At 53.7% G+C, this 14,187-nt stretch carries 9 protein-coding genes; 2 read left to right on the top strand and 7 right to left on the bottom strand.

What is annotated here, in order from left to right; genetic code table 11:
* Positions 1-82: 82 nt before the first annotated feature.
* Positions 83-2,251, bottom strand: a complete 2,169-nt coding sequence (locus KVT34_RS18555; protein ID WP_217560305.1) for a transcriptional regulator — start codon at positions 2,249-2,251, stop codon at positions 83-85.
* Positions 2,252-2,680: 429 nt separating this feature from the next.
* On the opposite strand from KVT34_RS18555, the gene KVT34_RS18550 reads away from it, so the two are divergent.
* Positions 2,681-4,732, top strand: a complete 2,052-nt coding sequence (locus KVT34_RS18550; protein ID WP_217560304.1) for a VWA domain-containing protein — start codon at positions 2,681-2,683, stop codon at positions 4,730-4,732.
* A 92-nt stretch (positions 4,733-4,824) separates the two neighbouring features.
* Here KVT34_RS18550 and KVT34_RS18545 read toward each other — a convergent pair whose 3' ends face one another.
* From KVT34_RS18545 to KVT34_RS18520, 6 genes are all read right to left on the bottom strand, one after another.
* Positions 4,825-5,814: a serine/threonine protein kinase gene (locus KVT34_RS18545; RefSeq protein WP_217560303.1), complete on the bottom strand. Its 990-nt coding sequence runs from the start codon at positions 5,812-5,814 to the stop codon at positions 4,825-4,827.
* A gap of 216 nt (positions 5,815-6,030) precedes the next feature.
* Positions 6,031-7,209 carry a response regulator transcription factor gene (locus KVT34_RS18540; protein WP_217560302.1) on the bottom strand — a complete coding sequence of 393 codons (1,179 nt, stop codon included), beginning with the start codon at positions 7,207-7,209 and terminating at the stop codon, positions 6,031-6,033.
* Entirely contained in the window at positions 7,206-9,389 is a 2,184-nt protein-coding gene (locus KVT34_RS18535) for a histidine kinase (RefSeq protein WP_217560300.1), read from the bottom strand. The genes KVT34_RS18540 and KVT34_RS18535 overlap by 4 nt, the downstream gene beginning before the upstream one ends.
* 54 nt (positions 9,390-9,443) lie before the next feature.
* On the bottom strand, positions 9,444-10,268 hold the full coding sequence (locus KVT34_RS18530; RefSeq protein WP_217560299.1) for a carbohydrate ABC transporter permease: 825 nt from the start codon (positions 10,266-10,268) through the stop codon (positions 9,444-9,446).
* A gap of 14 nt (positions 10,269-10,282) precedes the next feature.
* On the bottom strand, positions 10,283-11,173 hold the full coding sequence (locus KVT34_RS18525) for a carbohydrate ABC transporter permease (protein ID WP_217560298.1): 891 nt from the start codon (positions 11,171-11,173) through the stop codon (positions 10,283-10,285).
* A gap of 120 nt (positions 11,174-11,293) precedes the next feature.
* The gene (locus KVT34_RS18520) at positions 11,294-12,637 is read right to left on the bottom strand and encodes a sugar ABC transporter substrate-binding protein (RefSeq protein ID WP_217560297.1); all 1,344 of its coding nucleotides are present in this window, start codon (positions 12,635-12,637) and stop codon (positions 11,294-11,296) included.
* Between the two features lie 240 nt (positions 12,638-12,877).
* Between KVT34_RS18520 and KVT34_RS18515 the strand changes: the two genes are divergently transcribed.
* Positions 12,878-14,038 carry a Gfo/Idh/MocA family protein gene (locus tag KVT34_RS18515; protein WP_217560296.1) on the top strand — a complete coding sequence of 387 codons (1,161 nt, stop codon included), beginning with the start codon at positions 12,878-12,880 and terminating at the stop codon, positions 14,036-14,038.
* Positions 14,039-14,187 lie beyond the last annotated feature (149 nt).

Here is a 14,187-nt window from a genome sequence, read left to right as displayed (position 1 = left end):
GCAGGCAAGGATTGCTTACGGGATTTATGTATAAAGGCAGGTTTGGGAAACCATGCCTTTAACATACGTTTTAGCGCACCGATCATACTTTGACCGGCGACGTACCCTTCGTAATCGTCACTTCCAGGTTCTTCACGTTGCCGTTAAATACAAGATCGATATGGCACAGGTTGCTCTTGTCGTCGATGATGTAGCTCATATCGTCTCCATCCTGGATGATCGAGTTTACGAATCCCCGGGTGCCGAGCCATTTGCTCTTCTGGCTGCTTGGATTGTTGCTGAAAAATTTAACGATATTCTCGTGCTTGAAATCACCGGTCTGGAAGCGGAGAATCCGCTCTATGTAAGTGCTCACCAGTGTTTTATAAATGGAATCGAATCCGTCTTCCGCCATCGCAAGACTGCGGGCCTTATACACGGTAATTCGTTTGATATCCCGGTCCTGAAGCTGGGCATTCTCCGAAGAGAAAATGAATCCGAAGTTTTTGCGGTTAATGGCATCCTTGATGTTGTTGGTGAAGCCGGATATTTCCTTGGCCATAGTGGACACGGCCCTCAGGCTGTGATCGCCCGCCTCGATATCGAAGCGCACCCCCGGATAGTCTCTGCTGACGCTCTTAAACTGCTCCCGCAAATATTCCGGGCATTGGTACGCGGATACCAGACCGGCCGCCACGTAACTCGCGCCGATATAAACGCCTTCGATCCACAGCTTCAGGATGTCTTCCTTCTCCTGGGACAGACGAGCTCCGTCTTCGGTATGCAGCATACGGCTGTCGATCACCACGCCCGATTTGTCTTTCGGGATAATGGTAAAGTTCGGCACGCACGGGACAGCAAACTCGCTGTACTCTTTGCGCACAAGCACACCGCATTTATCGATATATTTATCGATTCCCGCAGTCGCCATGCTGCTGAAAGTGGTGTCTTCGCCCGATTCGAAGCTGAAGAACAGCTGCACTTTATACTCCTTAAGGACTTGGAGCAGCATGGACAGCGATTCCATCGTGTTTCCGTCAGGCTTCATGACCTTCTCGTTGCCCTTGAAACGCTCCCGGCTGACTTTCACTTTGCCGGCCGTTTCGAGTTCAACGGAAGGTACGATGCCGAACCAGATCGTATCGCTGAAATCGTTCTTGGAGTTGACGGTATTGAGGTAGGTCTCCAGACGCGGAATATTGCTGCTCTTCACCGTCATGTCCAGCTTGCTGTTCGTCACGAGAAGAGTAGGCTGCATGCCTTTGTTCTTCGTGGCGTACTGTTCGAAAAACATTTTGACGCCCAGTATTTTCTCAACGAGAGGTTTTACCGTTTTGACGAAGTCGTCCTTGGCGTTTTTGTAAAATTCCAGATAGGTGTTGTAGTTCTGTACTTCCGTCTCCACATCCACGGTGCTCTGCACAGCGGGAAGCGGACAGAACGTGCGGACAACCAGATCTTTCACATATCCCGACGGCGTTTCCGTGATGGATTCGTAATCTTCCTCGAACACGGAAACGAGTTCGTTAGAGCTGTTATCGTCGAGCAGCATAAGTTCCGTGCTTCCGCTCTTCGGCGCCTCGATAATTTTGAGCTCGCCGTTATTGCCGATCGTCAGCATGCCGATCTGGAACGCCTCCGACTTGTTCTCTTCCTGCGCGCTGCCGAGCAGAAGCCGGGTTTTGATATCCTCGATAGCAAGCGGAAGCATCGCCATGACGTTGTTGTAATTCTTGCTCGCATCTTCGAACATCCCGTTGAGCTTGTCACCCAGATCGAATTTCTTCGGATCGCCTTCATCCAGCTTTTCGTACTGCCCGTATAAATAATGGATTTCTTTCCGGACCTGGCGGATATCGTCCATCACTTTTTTTGGAGAAATCATGTCGAGCAAATTCTCGAACTTAAAGTCCACATTCGGGATACCCTGGCTGCGTTTGGTGTCGATCAGGGTGAAGAGCATTTTAAGAAAATCATTGTTCTGGTCGATCCTGATTTCTGAGATGGCGTCATCCGCCAATCCTTCCGGCTTCTTCAGCGTGTACATCACTTTCTGATTAGCCGCATTGTAGAAGGAGTAGACCGTGGGAGAAAATTTGTCGAGAAACTCGTCGAAATTACGTACAAGCAAATGCCTGTTGATTTCCTTGATTTTGTCATCGCTCAAGCTGTCAATGGCTTTGACATCTCCTACGATAGTCACTAGGTCTAATTTCTCAGGATTGATCTCCTCAAAAAGCATCGTTCGGTTCGTCTGATTGATAATGTCCATAGCGGTCGGCGGAAAGTTTACCTGATCAAGCCCTTAGGCAAGGCTTGTTTAATAGCGAAACAGTAAACCTGCCGCCCCCTCCTTTCTGTGAGTTTGGAACTATTTTCTTCTAATTAAGTAGTTATAAAGAACTATTTATGTAAAAACCTAACTTCACAATCCGAGAATGGAAAAATATCCGGTTTGTGACTTTAGAAGTTATCATAATGATCTGTGTTTGAATTTGTCAATATTTATGAAAACAGGGATAGAACACCTTTTATATTAGTAAAAACGTAGGTTAAAAATAAAAATTTACTTTTTTTATCCACGATCTAACATTTTTCATTTTTAAATCCGATAAGTTATATTGTGCAATAAAAGAAAATTTACCAATTATTTGTATGTTGATAGTCATATAGTCCGATATCTTTACAAAAAGGTGATGTCATGTCTCTCGTCCGCAAGCTTATTCGCTCTAAAAACTGGCTCCAGGCCGCGTTACTCGTGTCTCTAGTTGCAGGTCTGTTGATTCATCCCCGGCCGATTTCCGCCGCCAAAGTGGAACCCCCCCGAGGGCTTGATGCCATGTTTGTGCTGGACACAAGCTTTTCCATGAATGAAACAGACAAAGACGGCATTGCCGCCGAAGTCGTCAAAATGTTCATGGATCTGGAGGGTACCGGCCAGTCGCGGGTCGGCTACGTAGCCTACAACGATAAAATTGTTTCTTCGCTTCCGCTTTCGGACCTGGGGTCGAGCGACCGCTCCAACGCCTGGAAATCAACACTGGACGGAATCAAACGCCGCGGGTACTCCGATATGGGGCTTGGTCTGCGCAAAGCGGCCGAGCTGATGGAAACCGGTTACGATCCCGCCCGTAAACCGTTCCTTATTCTGCTGTCCGACGGGGGGACCGACTTCGGCAAGCACGCCGGAAGAAACGCGGACATTTCGGGTCGGGACGTGGAAGACTCTATCGGCATCGCCAAAAAGCTAGGCATCCCGATTTATACCGTGGGATTGAACAGAGACGGATCCGCCCGTAAATCCGAACTGGAAAGCATATCCACCGAAACCGGAGGCACCTCCTTCATGGCGGGCAGCGCGGATGATTTGCCGGAGATTTTTAATCTCATCTTCGCCAAACAGCTGCAGTCGTCTCTTGTTTCCGTATCTGCGGTCTCGGCGACAGGCGAGCTTCAAGAAGTAACGGTACCCATCGCGAATTCGAGCATAAGCGAGGCAAACCTTATTCTTTTGTCTCCGAATCCGCTAACAGAGGCGCAAGTCTATTCCACCTCCAAAAACGTGCGGCTTTACAAGTCGGACAATTATACGCTTTTGAAAGTGATCGAGCCCCAGAAGGGCAATATGAGGGTCATTTTTCGGGGGAAACCGGGCGATCTTGTGAAGGTGAACCTCCTCGCCGGCTATAAACTCCAAGCAGGGGTTGAACTACCGGAGGAAGCGCAAAAGGGAGTCGCCTCCCCCTTCACGGCACGCCTGTATCATCCCGACGGCAAGCCTCTTGGGGATTCCGACCTATACGGTTCCATGAAAACGGAACTAGTCGTGACCAATCCGCAAAAGAAAACAGAGGAGCGTTTTCCGCTGAAGCAGGAAGGAAACGGCTTCGAGCTCGCGCATATTTTCCCGGCAACAGGCACTTATCCGTGGAAAATCGTGATGACCGCCCCTGATTTTTACCGGGAAACCACGCCGGCCGAGCTGAAAGTGCTCAATACCCCGCCTGAAGCAAAACCTGGAACGATCAAAATCAGCCGGGAGGACGGCGAACAGAAGATTGACCTCGGGGAATACTTCCATGACGTGAACGGGGATAAACTTACGTACACCGTTACCGCAGACGGCGGCCCGAATTCTGTGGAAGCGAAATTCCAAGACGGCTTCCTGCTCCTAAATCCGCTGAATACCGGAGACAGCGAACTGCGGGTTACGGCAACCGATGAAGAGGGCGCGAGCGCAACGGCAATCCTGGCTGTAACAGTCGTTTCGATATGGACGCTAATTACGAAAATTCTGCTCGGAGTTGCGGCTGCGGCAGCTCTAGGCGCGATTCTTTACTTCACTCTTCGTCCGAAGCCCAAATTCACGGGACGCCTGGAAGGTTATTTTCTCCATACCGCCAGCGGCAACGACATCCCGGTAAAATACTGGCCGCTGACATCTTTTGATACGCGGAGCATCAGTCTCCAAGATCTGTTCCGCAGCCTGAATGTGAACGAATCGCTGCCCGAGGCTGACCGTATCTTCTTCGAGGCACGTAAGGACGGCAGCCTCCTGTTCCGCCATAGCACACGCTGTGCGGTGCAGAAAGGCGCGTCACCACTAGGCAAGAAGCAGAAAGACAAGCTGGAATACGGGGATAAACTCTACATCACTTTCGAAGACGGTGTTACGGAGATCGAGCTTCGTTATAAAGCCGTGAAGGCCAGTTATCAGCCGCAAACACAAGAAGCGCAGACCGTCCGGACATAACCGGGCGGTTTGCGCTTCTTAATATTCGGGAGCATGCTCCGAATCGTAGTGATCGGCTTTCATTGAAGGAACCGGGCGGGCGTTAAGAAGGACTAGACATCTGACTTGACCAAATCCTTCTTCTTTCCGGAGGAAGCCTCATTTGTCGGGGAGGAATTTCTCCCAGGGCGGAAGTTTGCACGAAAGCCCTCTACCGCTTTCCACAAAAGCGACTCCGCTTTTATCGCGGTTCTCAAACGCTGCAAGCTCCCCCTTTGTCCGGCATCCATGGACAGGCAGTTCATAATGCGGCGGGACAGTAGAGGCGTCGCTCTGCCGCCCCGCTTACGTAAACCTTGTTCAACCGGGTCCTGGAACAATCTCCGGCTGGCCTCAACCGGCGCCTCTCCGCACAGGCAGTAATACAGGGTTGCCCCCGTACTGTACAGGTCGGAGAAAGGACCTTGACTGGATGCGGCCGAATAAAATTCCAAAGGAGAATACCCCGCCGACGTAAAAATAGGCTTGTCCTCACTCTCCGAGCGGACGGCCGATCCGAAATCAAGCAGCTTAGCCTGACCATCCGGGCCGACGATAATATTGGAAGGTTTGACGTCTCGGTGCAGCACGCCCTGCTCATGAATATACTCAAGAGCATCAAGGAGACCCGGCACCGTTCTTGCATAAAATCGGCTTTTCGAGCGTAAACGGTTTTTACGGATACAGCGTTCCAACGACACCCCGAGGCATCGTTCGAGAATAAGATAGGCCGTCCCGTTTTCCTCCACATGTCCGATTAGCTTCACGATGTTCGGGTGCCGCAAGTGCTCCAGAATCACCGCTTCATTCAAAAAGACGGACTTCAGTGTCTCGTATTTGCTCCTTAGAGAAGGGGTCCGGCACAGTACGGATTTCCCATCCACATCTCTCAAAGCCAAACTTTTAGGAAAAAATTCTTTTACGACGCACGCCGCGCCTGTTCCGGTTTCCCGTGCCGCATAGACAACGGACAGCTCACTGCAAGCAAGAACTCTACCGATCCGGTAAGCTCCATCGTGAATGAATGTTTTCGCTGCCAGCCCGTACTCAATTCTTACCGACATACTCCCCGCTTCCTCGCTCCTCTGCCAAGAAGGCAGCATTCTATCGATGCCATAAAGTCTCAAATAATATGCTCATATTAACATATGGCCCACCATTTGGTTAATACTAATCTTGTTAAAAAGAGGCGCGATAAAAAAAGGTTCCCTCTACAAGCAGGAAACCCGGCATATCGTGTAAAGCACGGACTTGCTTGCCAACCCACGGATGATTCCCGCTCATACCACCGTCACATTATGCTCCTGCCGGTATTCCGTAGGCGTCTGCATAAATTTCTTGCGGAACACCTGCGTAAAATGCCGCACATCCTGGTAGCCCACTCGCTCGGCGATTTCCGCCAGTTTCAGCAGCGGGTTGCACAAAAGCTGCTTGGCCTGATCCAGCCGCAGACCCGTTACATACTCCTTGTAGCCCTGGCCGGTCTTCTGCTTGAACAGTTGGCTGAAATAGACCGGGTTCAGGAACACAACGGAAGCCATTCTCTCCAGAGACAAGTCCTCGGAATAATGCGCCTTGATGTACTGAAGCGCAACCTCGATGGATTTGTCCCCGCTTACTTTGATCCTGTCGTACTCAACCGCAGCGGAAGCCTGCCTCAGCCGAGTGACGGTTTGCGGTACGCTTTTAAAGTCATGATGCAGTCCCGAATTCAAAATCTGGAAAGGCACCTTCAAATAGTGCTTGAGATGGCTTTTCAGCGCATCCAGCAGGGTTTCGATGCGGATACCTTCGCTGAGCGCCACGAGACCGAGCAGGCTCTGGCGGTCGTAGCTGACGACAAATCCCTGGCCATGCGTTTCGATCATCTCGGAGAGGACATTTTCCACGATAAAATGCTCCAGATGAACGCTCTTGTTTCCGGCATCCATCTGCACGAATACGAGGTAATAGTCCGGGAAATCCTCCACGAACGATTGAATATCGAGGTTGCCGGTATCCAAACCCGCCGCCAGCCGGAGAAAAACCGCTTCGCGCAAATATTTCAGGCTCGACTTCAGCTTCATGCTCTCTTTGCTTTGGAGGTTTTCGCGTCTGATCTCGCCGGTGAGGCTCTCGATCAACTCGATCAGCTTAGGCTTGCCGATCGGTTTCAGCAAATAGTCGCGGGCGCCAAGCCGGACCGCCTCCTGCGCGTAAGCGAACTCGGAGTGGGCGGAAATGACGACCCACTTGATGGCCGGATGCTTCCGCTTCGAAATCCGCATAAATTCGAGGCCGGTCATGCCCGGCATAATAATATCGGTAAGCACGATGTCTATGTGCTGTCCGCCGAGGATCTTAACCGCTTCCTCGGTAGAAGCCGCCAAAAAAACGCCGTATTCGGGGTAGGCGTTCTCGATCGTACGCTTCACCCCTTCCCGGATGACGCTCTCGTCGTCGGCAACCAGAATATTCATACGTTACTCTCCTCCTTCGGAAGCGGGACCCGCACGATGACGGTCGTCCCCTCGCCCGCTAAACTTTCAACGGTGACGCCGTATGCTTCGCCGTACATGTGCTGCACGCGCCGGTGCAGATTTTGCAGCCCGATGCCTCCCCGGGACGATGCCTCTTCCTCGCTGCCGGCTGCAACCTGCCGGGACGGAAACCACGGTTCGGTCCCAAGAGCCGGGATGCCGCCATATGCGTAGGCCTGCGCGGGCCCGGTGCCAGCACCGGAGAGCGTGCCGGAGGCTGAGACGTCACCGGTACCTGCGGATGCTCCGGAGGACGGGACAGCGACGGCGCCCGGGACGGCTGCGTCGGCACCCGGGGCTCCGGCACCGGAGGCGGATGCTCCGCCATCGCCGGGACCTCCGGCGGCTACGTTGGCCGCTGCGCCCCCGGCACCGGCGACTTCCCGGGCGCCCGGCTCGCCTGCCGCGACAGCCGCATCCGTTCGCGGTGCGCCGCCGCCTGCGCCCGGGACGTCCGGGCCATGCGCAGCATCCGGCGCGCCTCCCCCGCTCCGCCTGCCGCCCGCGGTGCATGCGCCGTACAGCGACTCGAGCAGCCGGCGCAGTTTCTCCTCTTCGATGCCCACACCGTTGTCCTCGATTCGGATCGCCAGCTCCCGGCTGTCCGCAACCGTCGAGATGGTGAGCATCCCCGGCCGGTTAAGCAGCGGTTCCAGACCGTGCTTCACGGCATTCTCGATGATGGGTTGAAGCGTCATCTTCGGAATGCGGATGTCCATGTACCGTTCATCCGTCTTCAGCTCCACTTCCAGACGCCCTTCGAGCCGGACGAGAATAATGGTCAGATAGTGGTGGATCTGCCCGAATTCCTCGCGCAGCGTAACCTCCGCCCCTTCTTCCCACTGGCTGCTGTAGCGGAACATATGGGAGAGCGAAAGGACGACTTCACCCAGCTTGTCGTTGCCTTTCTCGTCCATCATCCAATAAATCATATCCAGCGTATTATATAGGAAGTGGGGATTGACCTGGGACTGGAGCGCATGAAGCTCCGCGTTCTTTTCGCTGACCGATGAAATCTTCACCCGTTCGATAAGCTCCTCGATCCGGTTCACCATATGATTGAATGATCCGACCAGAATGTTGATTTCCCGGTAGGACGTTACGTTCACGATTCCTTTGAAGTTGCCCTGCTCCACCTGCTTCATCTGCCGAATAAGCCGGATGAGCGGCATCGAAATGCGTTTGGATACGATGGACGCGATAAAAGCCGAGACGAGAACGAGAATCGTTCCGATCAAAATAATATAACGCTGCATCTGCACAAGCTCGACCGTCAGGTCTTTGTAGGGCGTGAGACTGACCACCAGCCAGTCGGCAAAAGGCAGCTTGGAAGCTACCGCCAGCCGCCCGTTCTTCTGATCCACGGTCATTTCCTGGGAATCGTCCGGCAGCGGGATATCCTGGAGGGAAGGCAGCGCTTCGGCCGAGGCGGTGGAAGACACGAAACGCCCCTTGTCCGAGACGAGATACACCTCGCTGTGTTCGCTGAGCTTCAAATTGTTCAATGCCGACAAAATCGCCTGCGGATTCGCTTCGTATAGCACGATCCCGATCGGCTTATGCTCGTTGAGATCGTAAATCTGGCGGCCGAACGCAAACACGGTCCGTTTCTCGTTCTGGTCGATCAGGGAGTGCGGAAATACGCCCAGCCAGACCATTTTGCCCGAAGATTGACGGACGTCCCGGTACCAGTCGGCCCTGCGGTATTCGGGGTCTACCACGTTCATGTAGTTGCCGTAATTGTAGATCTTTCCTTTGTCCATGATGACGTGGATGCCGATCAAATCTTCCCGGGAGTAGAAAATCGCCCCGATCATGTTAGTGACGGAGCGAGTGTTAATATAGTCGAGCGCGGGCTCTTGCGGCGATTCCGTCAGCAGACGAACCAGATCGAAATTGTTGCCAATCGTTTTGGACAAGCTGTCGTAGCCTCTGAGCAGCAGGTCGAAAAGATCGACGGTCTGCGAAACGTTTTTCCGGGAAAGGTCGCTGATCTTCGTCTGAAACTGTTCCGTCGTGCGGCTGTAGAACAGCAGGGAGATGATGATCAGAATGCCGGACATGCAGAACAGGAACAGAAAAAACAACCGGTGGTGGATGGATTGGAAGCCGCGTCTCAAGGATTCGTCCCCTTTCGTTGTTTCGCCCGGTTCCCCATGCCGTCCGTGCGGCGCCTACCCTTTTACCGCCCCGGCAACCATGCCCTTCGTGATCTTTTCCGAAAGAATGAAATAAAGGAGAATGACGGGCACCGCCCCCATGACGAGGAAAGCCCCGATGTTGCCGTAGTTGACGGAATACTGGCTCACAAAGGTATACACGCCGAACGGAAGCGTCTTCATCTTCTCCGAGGAGATGAAAGTCGCCGCCAGGATGTATTCGTTCCAGATGTTGATGAACGTTAGAATGCACACCGTCATGACCGGCGGTACGGAAATCGGGAGAATAATGCTCCGGAAAATGCGGTACACGCTCGCTCCGTCCATATAAGCGGACTCTTCGATTTCGTGCGGAACCGATTTCATAAAACCGCTCAGAATAAAGACGGCAACCGGCGTCTGGAACGCGATGTAAGGCAGAATCAGGGACAAGTGCGTGTTGAGGATGTTCATGTTTTTAAAAATAATCATTAAAGGCAGCAGCGTAGCTTGCAGCGGAATCATCAGCCCGATCAGGAAAACGAGCATGACCGCGGGGGCCAGCTTCCAGCGGAACCGTGAAATGGCGTAGGCCGCCATGGAGCTCAGCAGAATGACGCAAACCATCGTCACGACGGTGACGAACACGCTGTTGAACAAATACTGCAGATAGTGCCCCGCTTCGTACGCTTCTTTGTAATTGCCCCACCTCGGCGACGCGGGCAGGGAGAAAAAGCTGCTGCCGAGAATCTCTTCGTTGGTCTTCAAGGAGTAAGTAAGCAGCCAGAGAAGAGGGTACATCTGAGTGACGATCAGAATCGCGAAAAGCGCATAGACGATTCCTTTTTTGACGGCTTTCACAGGTGGTCCTCCTCCTAGCTTACCTTATTTTCCAGACGTTTGAAAACTACGTTAATCAGCACCGTAAATGCCAGGCACAGGATGACCAGGAAGGTGGCAATCGCGCTGCCGTACCCGTATTTCTGGGACAGAAACGACATGTTGTACATATGCGTCGAAATGACATCCGTGGAGTGTGCGGGACCGCCGCCCGTCATGACCATCACGAGATCGAACGCCTGCAGAGAGCCGATAAAAGCGAGCACCAGCGAAATTTTCAGAATGGGAACGATCATCGGGAACGTGATGTAACGGTCGGCCGTAAAACCTTCCGCCCCGTCGATGCGGGCCGCCTCGTAAATCTCGGCCGGAATGTTCTGCACGCCGGTGAACTGGATCAGCAAGTGATAGCCGAAATACTGCCACAGCGACACGATGTACAGGCAGAACATGGCAATCTTAGGCTCGGTCAGCCAGCTATGCGTCCATTCGGTTAAGCCGAATGCGGTCAGCATCCCGTTGATCATCCCGCCCATCGAAGCCGGATTGTAGACGGTTTTCCAGAGCTGCCCGATAATGACGACCGACAAAATCACCGGCAGAAAGTAGATCGATACGAGGGAGTTGGCTTTCTTCACGTACCGGTTCAGCAAAATCGCCACCATCAGGCAAATCGGAATCTCGATCATGGAAAAGACCCCGTAAAGCAGCGTCCGGCGGACAGACGGCCAGAAGACCGGATCGTCGAAAAACATCGTTTTAAAATTGGCCAAGCCCACGAATTTGGAACCGGATATGCCGTTCCAGTCCAGCAGCCCCGTATAGAACGAGACCAGGATAGGGACGAACACCATGCAGACGTACAGCAGCAGGCTTGGAAGCACGAAGACGGCGATGGTGCGCGCAGGTACTTTTAACACATTCACTCTAGTACGCCTCCTGTAGACAAACGGCCGCTTGCTCTTTCTCTCTCCGCCGCGGCCCTTGCAAAAAAATGTCGATGAAAAAGGGGGCCGGTACGACCCCCTCCATCGCAGCGCCTCATTCTATTTGATGTTGGCCTCGAACGCGCTCTGATGCTCCTGCGCGACCTGTTTCGGATCGGCCTTCTGGATGAATAAATTCTGAATGCTGCCCAAGTGAACCTGAGCGGTCGCCGGGTTCATCGTGTTGTCGAACGCGAGGTCGCCGCCTTTGACGTTTTTAAACAGATCGAGGATGGAAATGGCCAGATCGGAGTAACCCGCGGCTTTAAAATCTCCCTCTACCTTCTGCCCGATGCCCACCGCGTTCTTCAATTCAAACTGGACTTTCGGCAGATTCAGCGTGAAGTAGTTCAGGAAGTCCTTCGTCTCCTGCAGATGCTTGCTATTGGCCGAGATGGCGAAGGCGCTGCCCGGTGCGATCATGTACTGGTTCACGTCGCCCTTGCCGCCTACCGTCGGGAATTGGAATACGCCGACCTTGCCGCCCACGGAAGAAGCGTCGATGGCGCCCGTTTCCCATGTGCCTATGATATGCATGGCCGCTTTGCCCGTTTTGAAAATGTTGCCGCCCGCATTATAGTCGACGGACGTCGCGCCTTCGTTAAACGCGCCGGCCTGCACCAGCTCCTGGAACTTCGAAACGGCCTCCGTGAACGCCGGATCGTTGAACGTCTTCTTCTTGTCGAGCACGTCCTGGAGGAAGCCCGGACCGCCGTTTGTGCGCAGCAGCATATTCATAAACAGGAACGAACCTGTCCATGAATCTTTTTCCCCGATGGCGATCGGCGTAATGCCTTTGGATTTCAGCAGCTTCACGTCTTCCAGCAGTTCCTCGAACGTTTTCGGCGTATCTTTGATGCCTGCCTGGGCGAACAAGTCCTTGTTATAGTAAACGACTTGAATGTTATTGCCGTCCGGCAGGGCGTACACGTTGTTGTTAAAGCTGTAGTAATCGAGCAGCCCGTCCTGAAAAGTCCCTTTCAGGCCGTTCTTATCCAGCATGTCGTTCAGCGGGGCGAGCAGCCCGGCATCGACGAAAGGCTTCATCTGGGCCGCCGGGTTCACGATCGTGATGTCCGGGATCTCTTTGGAAGCGGCCTGGGTTTTCAGCTTCATTTTCTGCTGGTCGGTGTTCATGGAATCAAGCTCGATATGAATATTGGGGTTTTCCTTCTCATACTGTTCCACGATTTTATGAAGCATTTTGTACGTAGGCGTCGTCGGATCGGGGTAAATGTTCTGGAACGTGATGGTGACTTTCTTGTCCCCTCCCTTGGATCCCGTATTCGTATCCTGTGTGTTCCCTGTACCCGCGGATTGGTCGGCTCTTCCGCAAGCCGCCAAGCCGACCGCCAAGACACCGGCCAGCGCTGCGGCGGAGATGCGAGCTGTTTTTCTGCCCATTTTTCCTGACCCCCATTAAGTTCGAAATGTAAGTTTATTATCATCGTTTAGAGCGCTTTCAACAATGCAAGAAATTAAGGTTTGTGGTTTACTTTTTCAAGATTGTGGAATTTTTCAACTGAACAACCAGAGTCAAATCCGCCGATCAACTGGCAAAGCGCAGTAAAACATCCCCCCGCGAAGCCGTGCTACACTGGTACAAAACGGCCTTGATCTATGCCGGAGAGGATGGTTTTACAGATGGAAGTTGTCCGCATCGGAATCATCGGGTTAGGTAATATGGGATCGGCGCACGCGAAATATTTGATTGAGAACAAAGTAAAAGGCGCGGTACTCGCAGCGGTGTGCGACGCGCGAACCGAGCGGCTGGAGTGGGCGGCCCGTGAATTCGGAAAAGGCGTGGTACGCTTCACCGGAATCGAAGAGATGTACGCCTCCGGCACAATCGACGGCGTGATCATCTGCACGCCGCATTACGGCCATCCGGCGGAAGCCGTGGCAGCGTTCCGGCACGGCCTGCACGTGCTGACGGAGAAGCCGGCCGGCGTCTACACGAAGCAGGTCCGCGAAATGAACGAAGCCGCCGCGGCGTCCAGCAAAGTGTTCGGCATCATGTACAACCAGCGCACGCAGCCGCTCTACAAGAAGCTTCGGGACCTAATCGGGCAGGGCGAGCTGGGGGAAATCCGCCGGATTAACTGGATCATCACCCATTGGTACCGGTCCCAGAGCTACTACGATTCCGGCGGATGGCGCGCCACATGGGCGGGCGAAGGCGGCGGGGTCCTCATCAACCAGTCGCCTCATCAGCTCGACCTGTGGCAGTGGGTGACCGGCATGATGCCCAAGCGGCTGCGCGCCTTCTGCGCTTTCGGCAAGCACCGGGACATCGAGGTCGAGAACGAAGTGACCGCCTACGCGGAGTACGAGAACGGAGCGACGGGCGTATTCATCACGTCCGCCTGCGAAACGCCGGGTACTAACCGGCTTGAAGTGGTGGGGGACCTGGGCCGGATGGTCATCGAGAACGACAAGCTGACCTTCTACCGGCTGCGGCAGTCGGAGACGGAGTTCAACCGTACCTATAAGGGAGGCTTCGGGGAGCCCGAGGTTTGGAAAATCGACATTCCCGTCGAAGGCCAACGCGGGCAGCACCACCTCATCACCCAGGATTGGGTGAACGGCATTCTTCACGGCACTCCCCTGATCGCTCCGGGCGAAGAGGGCCTGAAAGGGCTCACGCTCTCGAACGCCATGCTGCTGTCCGCATGGACGGACGAATGGGCGGAGCTGCCGCTGGACGAAGACCGGTTCTACGGGCTGCTCCGACAGAAAATAGAGGCTTCCGGGGCGGTGAAAACTACGGAGGAGAAGACGCTCGATACGACAGGTTCTTACTGACGGGAAGGGGCCGGTACTGCGCAGAGTGCATCCATGAAATGCCGCCATAAGGAGCCCGCCTTCGATTGCGGGATTTTTAGGGGATTGCCGCACGATGTGCAGTGCGACTGAGGGCACTGCCCCATGTCCTGTGATAGACTGCCGTCCAA

This window comes from Paenibacillus sp. GbtcB18 (assembly GCF_019091125.1).
Lineage (GTDB): Bacteria > Bacillota > Bacilli > Paenibacillales > NBRC-103111 > Paenibacillus_F > Paenibacillus_F chitinolyticus.
This window is presented reverse-complemented; position numbering and strand designations above follow the sequence as displayed.